General features: G+C 74.5%; 14 protein-coding genes and 3 tRNA genes. 11 read left to right on the top strand and 6 right to left on the bottom strand.

Annotation, left to right across the window (positions count from 1 at the left end; translation table 11 throughout):
* Positions 1–8 precede the first annotated feature (8 nt).
* From ACI79Z_RS01050 to ACI79Z_RS01035, 4 genes are read left to right on the top strand one after another with little or no spacing between them, the layout of a single operon-like run.
* Positions 9–1,622 (top strand): NADH-quinone oxidoreductase subunit M, encoded by a 1,614-nt coding sequence (locus tag ACI79Z_RS01050; protein ID WP_456901414.1) that lies wholly within the window; start codon positions 9–11, stop codon positions 1,620–1,622.
* Positions 1,622–3,151, top strand: a complete 1,530-nt coding sequence (nuoN, locus tag ACI79Z_RS01045; RefSeq protein ID WP_456901413.1) for an NADH-quinone oxidoreductase subunit NuoN — start codon at positions 1,622–1,624, stop codon at positions 3,149–3,151. The genes ACI79Z_RS01050 and nuoN overlap by 1 nt, the downstream gene beginning before the upstream one ends.
* The gene (locus ACI79Z_RS01040; RefSeq protein ID WP_456901412.1) at positions 3,151–4,209 is read left to right on the top strand and encodes a polyprenyl synthetase family protein; all 1,059 of its coding nucleotides are present in this window, start codon (positions 3,151–3,153) and stop codon (positions 4,207–4,209) included. The genes nuoN and ACI79Z_RS01040 overlap by 1 nt, the downstream gene beginning before the upstream one ends.
* 12 nt (positions 4,210–4,221) lie before the next feature.
* Positions 4,222–5,484 carry a PQQ-dependent sugar dehydrogenase gene (locus ACI79Z_RS01035; protein WP_456901411.1) on the top strand — a complete coding sequence of 421 codons (1,263 nt, stop codon included), beginning with the start codon at positions 4,222–4,224 and terminating at the stop codon, positions 5,482–5,484.
* Between the two features lie 130 nt (positions 5,485–5,614).
* Here the strand turns inward: ACI79Z_RS01035 and ACI79Z_RS01030 are convergent, their stop codons facing one another.
* Positions 5,615–6,274: a pyridoxamine 5'-phosphate oxidase family protein gene (locus tag ACI79Z_RS01030; RefSeq protein WP_456901410.1), complete on the bottom strand. Its 660-nt coding sequence runs from the start codon at positions 6,272–6,274 to the stop codon at positions 5,615–5,617.
* 90 nt (positions 6,275–6,364) lie between these two features.
* Here ACI79Z_RS01030 and pdxR point away from each other — a divergent pair, with 90 nt between their 5' ends.
* Complete coding sequence (pdxR, locus tag ACI79Z_RS01025; protein ID WP_456901461.1) at positions 6,365–7,771, top strand: MocR-like pyridoxine biosynthesis transcription factor PdxR; 1,407 nt, start codon at positions 6,365–6,367, stop codon at positions 7,769–7,771.
* Between the two features lie 3 nt (positions 7,772–7,774).
* Here pdxR and ACI79Z_RS01020 read toward each other — a convergent pair whose 3' ends face one another.
* Both ACI79Z_RS01020 and ACI79Z_RS01015 read right to left on the bottom strand, forming a co-directional pair.
* Positions 7,775–8,887 (bottom strand): 2-oxoacid:ferredoxin oxidoreductase subunit beta, encoded by a 1,113-nt coding sequence (locus tag ACI79Z_RS01020; RefSeq protein ID WP_387987820.1) that lies wholly within the window; start codon positions 8,885–8,887, stop codon positions 7,775–7,777.
* A complete protein-coding gene (locus tag ACI79Z_RS01015; protein WP_387987818.1) occupies positions 8,884–10,827 on the bottom strand; it encodes a 2-oxoacid:acceptor oxidoreductase subunit alpha in 1,944 nt (647 codons plus the stop codon). The genes ACI79Z_RS01020 and ACI79Z_RS01015 overlap by 4 nt, the downstream gene beginning before the upstream one ends.
* Before the next feature lie 202 nt (positions 10,828–11,029).
* Between ACI79Z_RS01015 and htpX the strand changes: the two genes are divergently transcribed.
* The gene (gene htpX / locus ACI79Z_RS01010) at positions 11,030–11,905 is read left to right on the top strand and encodes a zinc metalloprotease HtpX (RefSeq protein ID WP_456901409.1); all 876 of its coding nucleotides are present in this window, start codon (positions 11,030–11,032) and stop codon (positions 11,903–11,905) included.
* A gap of 7 nt (positions 11,906–11,912) precedes the next feature.
* Here the strand turns inward: htpX and ACI79Z_RS01005 are convergent, their stop codons facing one another.
* Together ACI79Z_RS01005 and ACI79Z_RS01000 are read right to left on the bottom strand one after the other, a co-directional pair.
* Positions 11,913–12,953 carry an anti-sigma factor RsbA family regulatory protein gene (locus ACI79Z_RS01005; protein ID WP_387987814.1) on the bottom strand — a complete coding sequence of 347 codons (1,041 nt, stop codon included), beginning with the start codon at positions 12,951–12,953 and terminating at the stop codon, positions 11,913–11,915.
* A 92-nt stretch (positions 12,954–13,045) separates the two neighbouring features.
* Positions 13,046–13,537: a YajQ family cyclic di-GMP-binding protein gene (locus ACI79Z_RS01000; RefSeq protein ID WP_387987812.1), complete on the bottom strand. Its 492-nt coding sequence runs from the start codon at positions 13,535–13,537 to the stop codon at positions 13,046–13,048.
* Between the two features lie 89 nt (positions 13,538–13,626).
* Here ACI79Z_RS01000 and ACI79Z_RS00995 point away from each other — a divergent pair.
* A tRNA-Tyr gene (locus ACI79Z_RS00995) sits at positions 13,627–13,708 on the top strand.
* Positions 13,709–13,777: 69 nt separating this feature from the next.
* Here ACI79Z_RS00995 and ACI79Z_RS00990 read toward each other — a convergent pair.
* Positions 13,778–14,221 (bottom strand): pilus assembly protein TadG-related protein, encoded by a 444-nt coding sequence (locus ACI79Z_RS00990; RefSeq protein WP_456901408.1) that lies wholly within the window; start codon positions 14,219–14,221, stop codon positions 13,778–13,780.
* A 524-nt stretch (positions 14,222–14,745) separates the two neighbouring features.
* Here ACI79Z_RS00990 and ACI79Z_RS00985 point away from each other — a divergent pair.
* The 4 genes from ACI79Z_RS00985 (at position 14,746) to rpmG (ending at position 17,837) form a co-directional block, all read left to right on the top strand.
* Positions 14,746–17,295, top strand: a complete 2,550-nt coding sequence (locus tag ACI79Z_RS00985; protein WP_456901407.1) for a putative bifunctional diguanylate cyclase/phosphodiesterase — start codon at positions 14,746–14,748, stop codon at positions 17,293–17,295.
* An 85-nt stretch (positions 17,296–17,380) separates the two neighbouring features.
* Positions 17,381–17,453, top strand: a tRNA-Thr gene (locus ACI79Z_RS00980).
* A 45-nt stretch (positions 17,454–17,498) separates the two neighbouring features.
* Positions 17,499–17,572, top strand: a tRNA-Met gene (locus tag ACI79Z_RS00975).
* Between the two features lie 100 nt (positions 17,573–17,672).
* Positions 17,673–17,837, top strand: a complete 165-nt coding sequence (rpmG, locus tag ACI79Z_RS00970) for a 50S ribosomal protein L33 (RefSeq protein WP_387987806.1) — start codon at positions 17,673–17,675, stop codon at positions 17,835–17,837.
* Positions 17,838–17,851: the final 14 nt, after the last annotated feature.

Here is a 17,851-nt window from a genome sequence, read left to right as displayed (position 1 = left end):
ACGACAGAGTGAGCGACTCCCTGCTCCTGGTCGCGATGCTGGTGGTGCCCGCGGTGGGCGCCGCCGTCGTCGCGGCGCTGCCCCGCGCGAACACGGCGCTGGCCCGGCAGCTCGCCCTCGGCGTCAGCCTGGTCGTGCTGGTGCTCGCGGTGCTGGCCACGGTCGCGTTCGACCCCGACGGCGACCGGTTCCAGCTGACGACGTCGGTGCCGTGGATCGAGGGCTTCGGCGTCGACTTCGCCCTCGGCGTCGACGGCATCGCCCTGGTCATGCTGCTGCTGGTCGGTGTGCTGGTGCCGGTGGTCGTGCTCGCCTCCTGGCGCGACGAGCCCACCGGCCGCCGCTCGATGCGGACGTTCTTCGCCTGGCTGCTGCTGCTCGAGGCGTGCATGGTCGGCGTCTTCGCCGCCACCGACGTCTTCCTCTTCTACGTCTTCTTCGAGGCGATGCTCGTCCCGATGTACTTCCTCGTGGGCAGCTTCGGCGGCCCGCGCCGGCAGTACGCGGCGGTCAAGTTCTTCCTGTACAGCCTGGTCGGCGGACTGGTCATGCTCGCCGCGGTCATCGGCCTGTACGTCGTCAGCGAGGCGGCGGGCGACGGGACGTTCGCCTTCGAGTCGCTGCGGCAGCTCGACATCGACCCGGCCGCCCAGCGCCTGCTGTTCCTCGGCTTCTTCGTCGCCTTCGCGATCAAGGCGCCGCTGGTGCCGCTGCACACCTGGCTCCCCGACGCCGGTGCCGAGGCCCCGATCGGCGGCGCGGTGCTGCTCGTCGGCGTCCTCGACAAGGTCGGCACGTTCGGGTTCCTGCGCTACTGCCTGCCGCTGTTCCCCGACGCCTCCCGGGAGTTCGCCCCGCTGGTGCTCGTCCTCGCCGTCGCCGGCGTCCTCTACGCCGCGCTGCTGGCGATGGGGCAGAGCGACATGAAGCGGCTGGTGTCCTACACCTCGATCGCGCACTTCGGCTTCATCGCCCTCGGCGTCTTCGCCTTCACCACCGAGGCCGGCACCGGCGCGGTGCTGTACATGGTCAACCACGGCATCGCGACCGGCCTGCTGTTCCTCGTCGTCGGGATGCTCATCGCCCGCGGCGGCTCCCGGCTGGTCGGCGACTACGGCGGCGTGGCCACGCGGGCGCCGAAGCTGGCCGGGGTGTTCCTGGTCGCGGGGCTCGCGTCGCTCGCGCTGCCGGGCACCAACAGCTTCGTCAGCGAGTTCCTCGTGCTGATCGGCTCGTTCCCGACCCGGCCGGTGTTCACGGTCCTGGCCACCGTCGGGATCATCCTGGCCGCGCTCTACGTCCTGCTGCTCTACCAACGGACCATGCACGGCCCGCCGCGCGGCGTGCTCTTCCCGGCCGACGACGAGCCGGCCCCGGCCCCCGCGGGCGGCGCGCACGGCGCGACGGCGACCCTGACCGCCCCGGCCCGGGCGACGGCGCGGCTGCGCGACCTGACCCGCCGCGAGACGGCCGTCGTCGCCCCGCTCGTGGCCCTGGTCATCGTGCTGGGCGTCTACCCGCAGCCGCTGATCCGGCTGATCGAGCCCGCCGTCGCCGCCACCATGAGCGACGTCGGCGCCGACCCGGCCGGCGTCGACGCTCCGACCGAGGGGACCGACTGATGACCATCGAGGCCCCCGACCTCTCCTTCGCCGCGCTCGCGCCGCTGCTGTTCGTCCTCGGCGCCGCGTGCGTCGGCGTGCTCGTCGAGGCGTTCGGCCCGCGCGACACCCGCCACCCGGTGCAGGTCGCCGTCGCGCTGGTCGGCACCCTCGGCGGGCTGGTCAGCACCCTGCTGCTCGCAGGCACCCGTGAGGTGACCGCCGGGGGAGCGCTCGCCGTCGACGGCGCCGGGCTGTTCCTGCAGGCCACCATCGCCGGGCTCGGCGCGCTGTCGCTCCTGCTGTTCGCCGAGCGCAACCTCGACCCGGCCCGCTCCGCGTTCGTCGTCTCCGCCGCGGTGCCCGCGGGCAGCGTCCGCGACCGCGAGTTGCTCACCGTGCAGCGCGTGCAGACCGAGGTCTACCCGCTGGCCACCTTCGCCATCGGCGGCATGATGCTGTTCGTCACGGCGAACGACCTGCTGCTGATGTTCGTCGCGCTCGAGGTGCTCAGCCTGCCGCTGTACCTGATCAGCGGCCTCGCCCGCCGGCGCCGGCTGCTGTCGCAGGAGGCGGCGGTCAAGTACTTCCTGCTGGGCGCCTTCGCCTCGGCGTTCTTCCTCTACGGCCTGGCGCTGGTCTACGGCGCCACCGGCAGCGTCCGGCTCTCCGCGGTCCGCCAGGCGGTCGCGGCCGGCGGGGGCGGCACGCTCGCCGTCCTCGGCCTGGCGCTGCTGATCGTCGGGCTGCTGTTCAAGGCCAGCGTGGCGCCGTTCCACACCTGGACGCCGGACGTGTACCAGGGCGCGCCCACCCCGGTCACCGCGTTCATGGCCGCCTGCACCAAGGTCGCCGCCTTCGGCGCGATCCTGCGGCTGCTCTACGTCGCGTTCGGCACCGAGGAGTGGACCTGGCGGCCGCTGGTCTACGCCGTGGCGATCGTCTCGATGGTCGTCGGCGCGGTCCTCGGGCTCACCCAGACCGACCTCAAGCGGATGCTGGCCTACTCGTCGGTCGCGCACGCCGGGTTCCTGCTCACCGGCGTCCTCGGCTACCCGGGGACGGGCCTGTCGGCCGTGATGTTCTACCTGCTGGTCTACGGCCTGACCACGCTCGGCGCGTTCGCCGTCCTCACCCTGGTGCGCAGCGGCGACGGCGAGGCCACGCACCTGTCGCAGTGGGCGGGCCTCGCGCAGCGCTCGCCGGTCACCGCCGCGGTGATGAGCCTGTTCCTGCTCGCGCTCGCCGGCATCCCGCTCACCAGCGGCTTCACCGGCAAGTTCGCCGTCTTCCGGGCGGCGATCGAGGACGGCGCCTGGCCGCTGGCGCTGGTCGCGCTGCTGGCGAGCGCGGTGGCGGCGTTCTTCTACCTGCGGGTGATCGTGCTCATGTACTTCTCCGAGCCGGCCGCCGACGGTCCCACGGTCGGCGTCCCCGGGCTGCCCACCACCGTCGTCCTCGCGGTGACCGCCGCGGCCACCCTGGTCCTGGGGATCGTCCCCGGGGCGGTGCTCGGTCTCGCCGATCGGGCGGCTATCTTCGTCGGTTGATGACCGGACCCCGTGCCGCCGTCGACGGGATCGCCCCGGCCGAGGTCTGGCACCGCATCTCGACCCCCGCCTCGACCATGGGCCCCTGGCTCCCGGGCGGGGCCCTCGGCGACTCGCTGGCGGAGGGGCTGGCCAACGTGGAGGCGGCGCTGGCCACCGCGGTGGCCAGCGAGCACCCGTTCGTCTCCGAGGCCGCGGGCCACCTCATGGCCGCGGGCGGCAAGCGCTTCCGCCCGATGCTCGCGCTGCTGGCCGCCCACCTGGGCGACGCGCACGCGCCGGACGTCGTGCGGGCCGCCGTCGTCTGCGAGCTCACCCACCTGGCCACGCTGTACCACGACGACGTCATGGACGAGGCCGCCGTCCGCCGCGGGGCGCCCAGCGCCAACAGCCGGTGGACCAACAGCGTCGCGATCCTCACCGGCGACTTCCTGTTCGCCCGCGCCTCGGACCTGCTCGCCGACCTCGGCCCCGAGGCGGTCCGCATCCAGGCGCGCACGTTCGAGCGGCTGGTCACCGGCCAGATCCGGGAGACCGTGGGCGCCCGCCCCGGCGAGGACCGCGTGCAGCACTACCTCGAGGTGCTGGCCGACAAGACCGGCTCCCTGGTCGCCACCTCGGCCCGCTTCGGCGCCAGCTTCGCCGGCGTCGACGCCGACCTGGTGGGCGCGCTGACCCGCTTCGGCGAGGAGGTCGGCGTCGCGTTCCAGATCTCCGACGACCTGCTCGACATCGTCAGCCAGGACGGCGCGTCGGGGAAGGCGCCCGGCACCGACCTGCGGGAGGGCGTCGCCACGCTGCCCGCGCTGATCGCGCTGGCCGGGGACGACCCCGCCGACGCGCGGCTGCGCGAGCTGGTCTCCCGCCCGCTGTCCGACGACACCGAGCACGCCGAGGCGCTGGCGCTGCTGCGGGGGTCCGCGGCGCTCGACCGCGCCGGCGCGGTGCTGCGGGACTACGCCGACCGCGCCCGGTCCTCGCTGTCCGCCGTGCCGGCCGGTGAGGTGCGGGACGCGCTGTCGGCGCTGTGCGACTACGTGGTCACCCGGACCAGCTGACGAAGGACCCCCGTGCCCCCCACCGCCCGCACGCTCGCGGCGGGCCGCTGCGCGAGGGCCACGGTCCTGGCCGCCGTCCTGGTGCTGACCGGCTGCTCGGGGGCCGGGGGAGCCGACGGGGCCGACGCGACCGGCGACCTGCCCGGTGCGCAGGAGGACGAGGCGGCCACCGCGGCCCCCGACGGCGGGGTGACCGCGCCGGGCGGCCTGCCCGAGCTGCGTGTCGAGACCGTCCTCGACGGGCTCGACCACCCGTGGGACGTCGCCCAGGCGCCCGACGGCACCCTGCTGGTCGACGAGCGCGGCGGCGGCCTCACCGCGGTGCTGCCCGACGGCACCGCCCGGGCGCTCGAGGCCGACTTCTCCGACCTCTTCGCCGACGGCGAGACCGGCCTCATGGGACTGACCCTCGACCCGGCCTTCGCCGGCAACCGCCGGCTCTACACCTGCCAGGGCGTGCGGGAGGACGGCGGCGCGGAGATCCAGGTGATCGCCTGGACCGTCGACGCCGGCTGGACCCGCGCCGCCCGCGTCGCCGACCCGCTGGTCGACGACATCCCGGTCAACGAGCGCACCGGACGGCACGGCGGCTGCCGAGTCCGCTTCGCGCCCGACGGCGCGCTGCTCGTGGGCACCGGCGACAACGCCGTCGGCAGCAACCCCCAGGACCGCTCGACGCTCGCCGGCAAGGTGCTGCGGGTCGACCCCGCCACCGGCGGGCCCGCGCCGGGCAACCCGTTCGCCGACGACCCGGACCCGGTCACCCGGTTGCTGCTGAGCTACGGGCACCGCAACGTGCAGGGCATCGCCGTCCAGCCGGGGACCGGGGAGGTCTACACCGTCGAGCAGGGGCCCGACCGCGACGACGAGGTGAACCGGTCGGTGCCCGGCGGCAACTACGGCTGGGACCCCGACGGCGCCGACGGCTCCTACGACGAGAGCGTGCCGATGACCGATCCCGGGCTGCCCGGCGCCGTCCCGGCGGTCTGGTCGTCCGGGGACCCGACGATCGCCACCAGCGGCGCCGACTTCCTCAGGGGGATCCAGTGGGGCGGCTACGACGGGCTGCTGCTCGTGGGGGTGCAGAAGGACACCGGCGTGCTCGCGCTGCGGATCGACGACCAGGGACGGCTGACCGAGCAGTTCCGGATGCCGGGACTCGAGGACCGCTTCGGCCGCATCCGGACGCCCCGGCTCGGCGTCGACGGCGCGCTGTACGTCACCACCGACAACGGCGGCGGCGAGGACGTCCTCCTGCGTGTGACACCCGCGTAGCGGGAACGGCTCAGCGCCGCGATCGGCCCCGGTGCAGGGGCCCGCGCCGAGCGTGCGGGGCGTGGGGGCACCGAGGTCCTCCCGGGCACCTGGCCGCGGTGTCGGCCGGCGGGCCGCCGGTGTCACGGCGTCAGACCCGCCGGCGGAGGACGCGCTCGGGTACCGGGGTCCCGTCGGGCAGCAGCGGGCAGGGCTCGGGCTCCCCGACGACGGTGCGCAGCGGCAGCACGCCGGCCCACACCGGCAGGCCCAGGTCCTCCTCGTCGTCGACCGGCGGCCCGGTGCGGACCTTGACGCTGGCCTCGGTCAGGTCCAGCGCGAGCACCGCCGTCGCCGCGGCCTCCTTCCGGGACGGCTGCCGGGTGGCCGTCCACGACCCGGGCGCCAGGTGCTCGGTCAGCACCGCGAAGGCGCGCAGCCGCTCCTCGGGGTCGGTGACCGGCCGGGCGGTCCCGTGCACGACGGCGCAGCGGTAGTTCATCGAGTGGTGCATGGCCGAGCGTGCGTACACGATCCCGTCGAGGTGGGTGACCGTGAAGCAGGCCGGCGCCCCCGCCGCGGCCGCCCGCAGCGTCGCCGCTCCCGTGGACCCGTGCAGGTACAGCGTGTCGCCGTCGCGCCCGTAGCCGGTCGGCAGCACGACCGGGGCGTCGCCGAGGACGACGCCGAGGTGCCCGACCAGGCCGGCGTCGAGGACGGCGTAGAGGTCGGCGCGGTCGGTACGGGCGCGGTCGGACAGCCGCCGGAGGGTGCTGCGCGGGGTCGGGGACAGGGGCGTCGGAGTGGTCACGGCTCCAGCCTGCGTGGCGGAGTGGCCTGCCGGAAGGGCCAGTACGCTGCCGGTCGACCAGGCCAATCGGAGCGGAGGTCACCCGTGGACATGCCCCCGGTCGTCCTCGACCGCAGCGCCGGCCGCCCGCTCGCGGTGCAGCTCGCCGACGCCCTGCGCACCGCGGCCGCCGGCGGCGTGCTGCGCCCCGGCGACCGGCTGCCGTCCACCCGCGAGCTGGCCGCGGCGCTGCGGGTCAGCCGCACCGTGACCGCCGCCGCCTACGACCAGCTCGTCGCCGAGGGCTGGGCCGCCGGGCGGCAGGGCGCGGGGACCTTCGTCGTCGGCGCCGCCCCCGCCGGACGGCCGGCGCCGCCGCCCCGGCCCGGCCCGGCCCACACGCCCCCCGCGGCGGTCGACCTCCGGGCCGGGTCGCCGTGCCTGGAGGTGCTCGACCGCGCCGCCTGGCGCCGGGCCTGGCGGGCCGCCGGGGACGAGCCCCCCGACGCTGCACCCGAGCCCGCGGCCGATCCCGCCTTCCAGGCCGCGGTCACCGGGCACCTGCTGCGGCACCGCGGCCTGCCGGTGGACCCCGCCGACGTGCTCGCCACCGGGGGGACCTCCGCCGCCGTCACCGAGGTCGCCCGGCTGCTGCCGCCGGGCAGCCGGGTCGGCGTGGAGGACCCCGGCTACCAGCGGGCGGCCGGGGCGCTGCGCGCGGCCGGCGTCGAGGTGGTGCCCTGCCCGGTCGACGGCGACGGCCTGGTCGTCGACGCCGTCCCGGACGGGCTGGCCGCGGTCTACTGCACGCCGGCCCACCAGTGGCCCCTGGGCCGGCGGATGTCGGCGGGCCGCCGCGTGGCGCTGGTCGCCCGCGCGCGGGCCGAGGGCTGGTGGGTGCTGGAGGACGACTACGACGGCGAGCTGCGCTACGACGTCGCCCCGCTGCCGCTGCTGGCCGCCCTGGCCCCCGACGTCGTGGTGCACCTCGGCACCAGCAGCAAGATCGTCAGCCCGACCCTGGGCACCGGCTGGCTGGTGGCGCCGCCGGCCCTGCGGGCGGAGCTCGTGGCCGCCCGGACGGCGACCGGCACCCGGCCCGCCCGCGCCGGCCAGCGGGTGCTCGCGGCGCTGGCGTCCTCGGGCGACCTGGCCCGGCACCTGCGGCGGCTGCGCCGGGAGCTGTCCGAGCGGCGGGCCCTCGTGCTGCGGGAGCTGGCCGCCGGAGGCGTGGCCGTCACCGGGGACCCGGCGGGCGCGCACGTGTTCGTCCCGCTCCCGGATCGTGCGGCCGAGGAGGCGGTGGTCGCCGCCGCGGCCGTCCGCGGGCTCGCCGTCGACGGGCTGGCCCGGCACCTGACCGGACCGGGGCCGCACGGCCCGGCCGCCGGCCTGGTCCTGGGCTTCGCCGCCCCGTCCCGCGCCGGGTTCACCCGGGCGCTCCCCGCGCTGGCCGAGGTCGTCGGAGGACGCGACCGGCCCGCCCTCCGCGAGGAGGACGGGCCGGTCGGGAGCTGACGACTACGCGGACACGGTCCAGGTGTCGTTGCCGGCCAGCAGCGCGTCGAGGTCGCCGCCGCCACCGGTGCGGGCCTCCTCGAGCTGGTCGAGCATCATCCGGTCGTAGGTGGGCTTGCGCACCGACCGGAAGACGCCCATCGGCGTGTACCGCAGGTCCTGGCTGGACAGCCGCGACAGCGCGAACGCGTAGGAGGGGTCCTGGCGGGTCGCGTCGTGGACGACGATCTCGCTCGCGTCGACCTGGTTGGTCTCGGCGATCCGCAGGCCCCCGAACTCGTCGCGGACCACGCACGAGGCGCCGTCCGGGCCGAACACCAGCGGCTCGCCGTGGACCAGCGGGATCGTCCACATCGGGCCGGTGGCCGGGTCCTTGAGCAGGTCGAAGGCGCCGTCGTTGAAGATGTTGCAGTTCTGGTAGATCTCCACCAGCGCGGTGCCCTCGTGCTCGGCCGCCTGCCGCAGCACCTCGGTGAGGCCCTTGCGGTCGGAGTCCATCGCCCGCCCGACGAACGTGGCGTCGGCGCCGATGGCCAGCGAGACCGGGTTGAACGGGTGGTCCAGCGAGCCCATCGGGGTGGACTTGGTGACCTTGCCGACCTCGGACGTGGGGGAGTACTGACCCTTGGTCAGCCCGTAGATCCGGTTGTTGAACAGCAGGATCGTCATGTTCACGTTGCGGCGCAGCGCGTGGATCAGGTGGTTGCCGCCGATCGACAGCGCGTCGCCGTCACCGGTCACGACCCACACCGACAGGTCCGGCCGCGAGGCGGCCAGGCCGGTGGCGATGGCCGGGGCGCGGCCGTGGATCGAGTGCATCCCGTAGGTGTTCATGTAGTACGGGAACCGCGACGAGCAGCCGATGCCCGAGACGATGACCATGTCCTCGCGGGCGATGCCGAGCGAGGGCAGGAAGCTCTGGACCGCGTTGAGGATGACGTAGTCACCGCACCCCGGGCACCAGCGCACCTCCTGGTCGGTTTTCATGTCCCTGGCCTTGAGGGCGGTCTGCTTCTCGCCCTGGGTGGTCACGGAGTCGGCGATCGCCTGCTGGATGCGCGCGTCGATCGGGGTGCCCGGCATGCCGAGGTCGTGGACGTGCGGGGAGGTGGTCACTGCTGGCCTCCGGTGCTGGCCGTCGGAGTGGTGGAGTCGATGACGTCCTGGACGACCCCGGCCAGCTCGGCGGCCCGGAAGGGCAGCCCGCGCACCTGGGTGTGGCTCTGGACGTCGACGAGGTACTTCGCGCGGAGCAGCAGTGCGAGCTGCCCCATGTTCATCTCGGGGCAGACGACCCGGTCGTACCGGCTCAGCACCTCGCCGAGGTCGGCCGGCATCGGGCTGACGTGCCGCAGGTGGATCTGGGCGACCTTGCGGCCCGAGCGCCGGATCCGCCGGCAGGCGGCGCCGATCGGTCCGTAGGTGGAGCCCCAGCCGATGACGGCGACCCGCGCGTCGCCGTCGGGGTCGTCGACGTCGGTGGGCGGGATGTCGGCGGCGATGCCGTCGACCTTGGCCTGCCGCAGCCGGGTCATGAGGTCGTGGTTGGCCGGGTCGTAGGAGATGTTGCCGGTCCTGTCGGCCTTCTCCAGCCCGCCGATGCGGTGCTGCATGCCCGCGGTGCCCGGGATCGCCCACGGCCGGGCCAGGGTCTCGGGGTCGCGCAGGTAGGGCAGGAACTCCGGCGTCCCGTCGGCGGTGGCGCCGTTGGGCTCGGTGGCGAACTCCACCCGCAGGTCGGGCAGCTCGTCGGCCGCCGGGATCGCCCACGGCTCGGCGCCGTTGGCCAGGTAGCCGTCGGACAGCAGCATGACCGGCGTCCGGTACTTCAGCGCGATCCGCGACGCCTCGAGCGCGGCGTCGAAGCAGTCGGCCGGGGAGCGCGGCGCGATCACCGGCAGCGGCGCCTCGCCGTTGCGGCCGAACATCGCCTGCAGCAGGTCCGACTGCTCGGTCTTGGTGGGCAGGCCGGTCGAGGGCCCGCCGCGCTGCACGTCCACGATCACCAGCGGCAGCTCGGTCATGACGGCCAGGCCGATGGTCTCGGACTTCAGCGAGACGCCGGGGCCCGACGTCGTCGTGATGCCCAGCGCGCCACCGAACGAGGCGCCCAGCGCCGCGCCGATGCCGGCGATCTCGTCCTCGGCCTGGAAGGTGCGCACGCCGAACGCCTTGTGCCGGGACAGCTCGTGGAGGATGTCCGACGCCGGGGTGATCGGGTAGGCGCCGAGGAACACCGGCAGGCCCGACCGCTGGCCGGCGGCGACCAGCCCGAGGGCCAGCGCCTGGTTGCCGGAGATGTTGCGGTAGCGGCCCGGCGCCATGGGGGCCGGCTTGATCTCGTAGGAGACGGCGAAGGCCTCGGTCGTCTCGCCGTAGTTGTAGCCGGCGCGGAAGGCCGCGATGTTCGCCGCGGCGATCTCCGGCTTGCGGCGGAACTGCCGCTCGAGGAAGCGCACGGTGCCCTCGGTGGGCCGGTGGTACATCCAGCTCAGCAGGCCGAGGGTGAACATGTTCTTGCTCCGCTCGGCCTCCTTCTTGCCGAGCCCGGAGTCCTTGAGCGCCTCGAGGGTCATCGAGGTCAGCGGCACGGCGACGACCTGCCAGCCGTCGAGCGAGCCGTCCTCGAGGGGGTTGGTCGCGTAGCCGACCTTCGCCAGGTTGCGCGGGGTGAACTCGTCGCTGTCGGCGATCACCAGCCCGCCGCCGGGGAGGTCGGAGAGGTTGGCCTTGAGCGCCGCGGGGTTCATGGCGACCAGCACGTCCGGGGCGTCGCCCGGCGTCATGATGTCGTGGTCGGCGAAGTGCAGCTGGAAGGAGCTGACGCCGGGCAGGGTCCCCGTCGGCGCGCGGATCTCGGCGGGGAAGTTGGGCAGCGTCGACAGGTCGTTGCCGAAGGACGCCGTCTCGCTGGTGAACCGGTTGCCGGTCAGTTGCATGCCGTCGCCGGAGTCCCCGGCCAGCCGGATGACGACGCGGTCGAGTTCGACGACGCTCTTGACGAGCCCGCCGGGGGCCGAGCTGCCGGGCGTGAGGGGCGATCCGGTGACGGTCATCAGGGTTACCTCCGACGGCTCAGGTTACGGGCCGGGTTCGCGCGCCGGTCCTGTGAAGCGGCTCACGGGACCCGCCGTCGCGGGCGGCGCTCTCGACACCAACCCTCCCCGACGGACGGGTGTTCCGCTCCACTCCCGTCCGTGACGGGGGTCGCAGCCCGGGGCCGGGAACGGCGGTCGCGGCCGTTCCGTTCACCGGGGCGTGCGGCGATGGGACAACGGGGTGCGGACCGCGCTCCTCCTGGGCCTGGTGGCCGGTCTCGCCCTCGCCGCCGGGGCGCTGGTGGGCGGGCGGGGCGGTCTGCTCGTGGCGCTCGTCGTCGCGCTCGGGGTGAACGGCTGGGCCTGGTGGTCCTCCGACCGGCTGGCCCTGCGCGCGATGCGGGCCTTCCCGGTCACCGAGACGCAGGCGCCGGGCCTGTACGCGATGGTGCGGGAGCTGGCCACCCAGGCCCGCCAGCCGATGCCGCGCCTCTACGTGAGCCCCACCGACCAGCCCAACGCCTTCGCCACCGGGCGCACGCCGCGGCGGGCCGCCGTCTGCTGCACCCAGGGCATCCTCGAGCTGCTCGACCGCCGGGAGCTGCGGGCGGTGCTCGCCCACGAGCTCTCGCACGTCCGCAACCGCGACGTCCTGGTCGGCTGCGTCGCCGGAGCCCTGGCCAGCGTCGTCACCTACCTGGCGCACCTGGCCACGTTCGCCACGCTGTTCGGCGGCCGCTCCGACGACGACCGCGACGGCGGCGTCCTCGGGACCCTGCTGCTGGTGCTGCTCGGCCCGCTGGCCGCCGGGCTGGTGCGGCTGGCGGTCACCCGCGGCCGCGAGTACGAGGCCGACGCCGACGGCGCCCGCCTCAGCGGTGACCCGCTGGCCCTGGCCAGCGCCCTGCGCCGCATCTCCGCCGTCGCCTCGGCCCGGCCGCTGCCCGCCGACGACCGGCTGGTCGCGCAGAGCCACCTCATGATCGCGGCACCTGTCCGCGCCGTGGGCCTGGCGGCGTTGTTCTCCACCCACCCGCCGATGGCCCAGCGGATCGCCCGGCTGGAGCGGATGGCGGGGGAGTCCGGCCGCGGCTGACCCGGCGTCAGGTCCAGGACGTCGACAGGCGGACGCTGGTGCCGGCGTCGTCGCGGCGGATCGCCACGTGGTCGCACAGCTGGCGGGCCAGCCACAGGCCCATCCCGCCGTGGGACAGGTCCTCCCCGTGCGCGGGCCCGTAGCCGGCGAACGGGTCGTCCAGGCCGCGGCCGGAGTCGCGGACCGTGGCCACCAGCCGCCCGGGCGCCGTCCACAGCCGCAGCCCGGCGGGCGGGGAGCCGTGCCGGACCGCGTTGGAGGTCATCTCGTCGACCGCCATGAGGAAGTCCTCGAGCACGTCGGCCGGCCCGTCGACGGAGTCCAGGTGGGCGCGGACGGCGTGCCGCAGCCCGGCGTAGTCGGTGATGTCGTCGTCGGCCAGCGCCGGGGCCGTGGCCTCCAGCGGCTCGTCGGGCACCGGCAGGGCCCGCAGGTAGGCGGCCGGGTCGACGTAGTCGGGGTTGGCCGCCCGGCCGTCGGGGGTGACGACCCCGGGGTGGGTGTGCAGCGCGGAGGTCAGCAGCGGGTCGGGGAGGGCGGAGCTGAACACGCACAGCCCCCACAGCGGGAGCGGGGCGAACGCGTCGTTGATGACCGACTCGTAGGCCTGCCACTCCCGCCAGTCGGCAGGGGTGGCGCCGAAGTCGACCTCGCCCACGCACCGGACCAGCCGGCCGGACGCGGCGTGCTGCTCGGCGAACCGGCGGAAGGCCGTGATCGCCGTGGGGGTGCGGGACCGGTAGAGGCGGTGCCGCTCGACGACGACCACCCGCGGGTCCCGGCCGACGGCCTCCCACAGCGGACCGGCGGTCCCCGGCCCGGTCGCGATCACGGCCGCGTCCCCGGCCTCCAGGCCCTCGAGCAGCCACGGCGCGGCCGCGGCGGCGACGTCGTCGGCCGTGTCGTAGACGAGCGCGTCGTGCCGTGAGCCCGCGGGCGGCAGGGAGCCCGCGTCGTGTGCGTCGTGGCCGGCGGCGGCGGAGCCGTCGCGGCGCACTGCACCGTCCCCGGGCTCCCCACCGGTCCGCCGGCTCCCGTGGAGGACCATCGCGTCCACGGTAACCGGCCCCTCCCGGGTGTTCGTGCGCCCGCGGACCGCGACCGCCCGATCGGGGCGGTCGCGGTCCGCGGGTCGGCCGGTCAGCGGTAGTTGTCGAACTGGAGGGCGACGTCGAGGTCCTGTGCGCGCAGCAGGCGCTGCACCTCCTGCAGGTCGTCCCGCTTCTTGCCGCTGACGCGGAGCTGGTCGCCCTGGATCTGGGCCTGGACGCCCTTGGGGCCCTCGTCGCGGATGATCTTCGCGATCTTCTTCGCGACGTCGGACTCGATGCCCTGCTTGATCCGCGCCGACAGCTTGTAGGCCTTGCCCGAGGACTGCGGCTCGTCGGCGTCGAGGGCCTTGAGCGAGATGCCGCGCTTGACGAGCTTGTCCTTGAACACGTCGAGGGCGGCGTTGACCCGCTCCTCGGTGTCGGCCTGGAGGAGGACGCCGTTCTCCCCGGCCCAGGCGATGCTCGCGTTGGTCCCGCGGAAGTCGAAGCGCTGGGCGAGCTCCTTGCCCGCCTGGTTGATGGCGTTGTCGATCTCCTGGTGGTCGACCTTGCTCACGACGTCGAAGGACGAGTCGGCCATGTCTGCTCCTCACCCCGCGCGGAGGACCCGCGACGGGACCTCGTCGGGCCGTCGCCGGCCCGTCTTGTACGCTCTCCCCGTGGGTCCACGGCGGGTTGCCCGAGTGGCCAATGGGAGCGGACTGTAAATCCGTCGGCTTAGCCTACGAAGGTTCGAATCCTTCACCCGCCACCCCTCGCAGAGCGGCCCCCGACCGGCAGGTCGGGGGCCGCTCCCGCGTTCCGGGCCCGCGTCCCCGGCTCAGGGCAGCGTCGGCGCCTGCGCGCCGGCCACCGCGGTGACCTCCAGCGGCCGTCCGCCCAGGAACAGCCAGCCGAAGGCGATCTGCACCGACCGCGTGCAGCGGACCGTGACCTCGGTGCCGTCGGTCTCCGCCGACCAGGCGTCCAGGGCGGTCCCGCCGTCGGCCAGGTGGTCGGCGACGGCGGCCCGCGCCGTCTCGCCGGTCAGGGGCAGCGCCGTGTCCACGCCCGTGGCGTAGACCCGCCCCTCGTCGGTCCGGTTGGCGGCGGCCAGTGCCGCGCCGTCGCACACCGCCTGCACGTCCTGGTGCTCGAGGAAGGCGTCGGACGCGGCGACCGCACCCAGCGCCATGAAGGCGGCGACCAGCCAGCAGACGAGGACGAACGGCATCGCGGAGCCGCGCTCCGCCTCGCCGCCGACCGGCCTCCCGCCTCCCCGCACGGCGGCAGCGTAGGTGTGGCGCGGCTCCGGCGGACCGCCGTCCACGGACCCGGTCGATCACACGGGCACCACCTGTCACCCGTGCCGGTGACGAGTTGCTGATCAACAACCACTGTCCGTAGTGACACTACGGCCCGTCACCCGTTCGTGATGCTCCGTGCTTGCCTCGCCCGAGTGAGGGCAACGATGGTTCCGGGCGCGGTCCGTACTCGAACGACGCTCTGCCCCCGCGCCTGGGTGACAGCCGCATCTGCCAGCTGTCTTTTCCATGCCTGAGGAGGCGTCATGAACGAGCGTGGTGCGAAGTGGGCTCGCGGGGCCAAGTGGGCGCGGGGCGCCAAGTGGGCCCGGGGTGCGAAGTGGGCTCGCGGAGCCAAGTGGGCCTGATCCGCGGCTGACCCCGTCCCGATCGGGACGGGGTCACGGGTGGGGCGTCCGCCCTCCCTCCTTGGGGTCGGATCGGTTCTGGGGGGCGGCCTGCGCTGTTAGCCTCGGCGCCGCCTCTTCCCTCCTCACAGATCCGGATGACCTTGGCGAGTCGCGCGCGTGTCACGCCCCGTCGTGTCGGCGCGCTGCTGCCCCTGGGTGTGATCGCCGCCGCCGGCGTCGTCCTCGCGACGGTCGCCGGCCTGCTGGTCTTCCCCGCCGCGCCGGCCGAGTTCCGGCTGGCGCCCTTCCTCGTCGTCGTGGCGGCCTTCTTCGCCACTGACATGGTCTCCCTGCACGTGGAGTTCCGGCGCCAGACGGTGGCGTGGTCGGTGAGCGAGCTCGCCCTGACGATCGCGCTCGTCGAGTTCGGCGGCGTCTGGGCAGCGGTGGCCCGGGTGGTCGGGCTCGGCGCGAGCATGGCCTACCAGCGCTACGCCTGGGCGAAGATGGTCTACAACCTCGCGGTCGCCGTCATCGAGGTGGCTGCGGCCGTCACCGTGCTGCAGGTGCTGCCGTTCGGGGCGCTGGAGGACCCGCTCAGCTGGGTGAGCCTCCTGGTCGCCGTCCTGGTCGCCGACCTCGTGGGCGCTCCCCTCGTCGTGGCGGCCATCCGACTCAGCGGTGGCAACCCCACGTGGCGGCTGTGGAAGGAGCTGTTGCTCCCGATCGGGGTCGTCGCTCCCTTCGCCGTCTCCGTCGGGCTGGTGGCCGCCCTCCTCAACGCCCGGACCGGCTGGGCGGCCTTCCTCATCGCCCCCGCGGCGGTGGCGGTCATCCTGCTGTTCCGGCGGTTCGCCCAGGTCTCCCGGGCGGGGCAGGGGCTGGAGCAGATCTACGACTTCGCCCGGCGGATCGAGTCCGTGTCGCCCGACGAGGACGGGCCGCTCGAGATCGCGGTCGCGGTCAAGGAGCTGCTCAACGCGGACAAGGTCGCGCTGTGGCTGCCGCCCTACCTCGACGAGCCGCCGCGGCTGGTCGTGGCCGGCGACGGCGGCGTCACCTGGTACGACGGGCCGGCCGACCCCGAGGACGTCCTGCGCCAGCGGGTGCTGACGCCCGGGTCCACCGAGCCGGTCCTGGTGACCGCCGGCCGCGCGACGCCGGCCGAGTCCGCCGCCCTGACCCGCCGCGGCGCCCAGGAGGTCCTCGGCGCCCCCGTGGCGACCGCGGCCGGCGAGCCCGGCTACCTCGAGGTGTGCGACCGGCGCAGCGACGTCGTCTCCTTCTCCGGCAGCGACCGCTCCGCGCTGGACTCGATGCTGACCCACGTCAACGCGGCGATCCGCCAGCAGCAGCTGCTCACCCAGATCCGCTACGACGCCGACCACGACCGGCTGACCGGGCTGCCCAACCGGCAGCGGCTGGCCGCCGAGATCGACCAGATGCTCGGCGCCGACCCGGTCGGTGCGCGGGCCGGGCTGGTGCTCGCCGCGCTGGACAACCACACCGAGATCGTCGACACCCTCGGCCACGCCGCGGCCGACGAGCTGCTGCTGGTCACCGCCGGCCTGCTGCGCGAGCACGCCCCGCCGGCCGCGCTCGTCGCGCGGATGGAGGGCGAGCAGTTCGCCGTCCTCCTGCCGGGGCTGTCCCTGCCGGCGACCGAGCGGGCCGCCCGGCGGCTGCGCGAGGCCACCTCCACCCGGGCGCGGGTCGCCGGCCTGGACCTGGAGGTCACGCTGACCATCGGCGTGGCGGCCGCGCCGGTCCACGGCACGGACTCCGGCACGCTCATGCAGCGGGCCGACGTCGCGCTGCTGGCGGCCGCCTCCGAGAGCGGCGGCGTCGCCAGCTACCACCAGGTGCTGGACCAGCAGAGCCTGCGCCGCCTGCAGCTGGGCACCGAGCTCGAGCAGGCCATGGCCGACGGGCAGATCAGCGTCGTCTTCCAGCCGATCATCGACGCCCGGACCTCCGACATCGTCTCGGTGGAGACCCTCGTGCGCTGGGCGCACCCGCGGTTCGGCGCGATCCCGCCGGACGACTTCATCCACCTCGCCGAGCAGATCGGCCGCATCGGCCCGCTCACCGACCACGTGCTGGACCTCGCGCTGGCCCGCTGCCGGCGGTGGCTGGACCAGGACATCGCGCTGTCGGTCGCGGTGAACCTCTCCGCGCGCTGCCTGGCCGAGCCGGACCTGGTCGAGCGGGTGCAGCGCGCGCTGCGCCGCCACGGCGTCCCGGGGGAGCTGCTCATCCTCGAGCTGACCGAGGGCAGCGTCGTCGACGACTCGGTCCGCTCGGGCACCGTCCTCACCGACCTGCACGCCCTGGGCCTGCGGCTGTCGATGGACGACTTCGGGACCGGCTACTCGTCCCTGTCGCAGCTGCGGCAGCTCCCGATCGACGAGGTGAAGATCGACAAGTCCTTCGTGCTGGGGATGTCCACCAGCCAGGGCGAGTCGTTCATCGCCCGCTCGATCATCGAGCTCGCGCACAACCTCGGCCTGCGCGTGGTGGCCGAGGGCGTCGAGGACGAGCTGACCCGCAAGCTGCTCACCGAGATGGGCTGCGACAAGCTCCAGGGCTTCCTGGTCAGCCGGCCGCTGGCCGACGAGATGCTGGAGAAGTGGCTGCTCGCGCGCACCGGTGTCCGGTCCGCCGCGCCCGGCGCCCAGCACCGCCGGCTGTTCGTCCGCGCCTGACTGTTACAGTCGTCTGGCACACCCCGGAGGGGGTGCGAGACCGCCGGAGACGGTGGGGTAGAGTTCCCTCCGGCTCAGTGAGCACGCCCCTTTAGCTCAGTCGGCAGAGCGTCTCCATGGTAAGGAGAAGGTCTACGGTTCGATTCCGTAAAGGGGCTCCGACCCACCGGTCCTGTCGCGAGACCGGGCCGCGCGGTCTTCCCGGCGGTGTAGCTCAGCCTGGCAGAGCAAGCGGCTCATAATCGCTGTGTCACCGGTTCAAATCCGGTCACCGCTACCCCAGACGGACCCCGTACCCCGGGGTCCGTCGCCGTGTCGGCACCCGCCGCCACGGTCCCCGGCCTCCGGGCCGGTCCGCACAAGGCGAGGAGTGCCCCGTGGCAGCCACCGACGTCCGTCCGAAGATCACCCTGGCCTGCCAGGAGTGCAAGAGTCGCAACTACATCACCCGCAAGAACCGGCGGAACGACCCCGACCGGCTCGAGCTGAAGAAGTACTGCCCGCGGGACAAGAAGCACACGGTCCACCGCGAGACCCGCTGACGCCGGTCCGCGAG

It is taken from the genome of Geodermatophilus sp. SYSU D00663 (assembly GCF_054050655.1).
The sequence above is the reverse complement of the archived record's forward strand: the minus strand, read 5'-3'. Positions and strand labels throughout refer to the sequence as shown.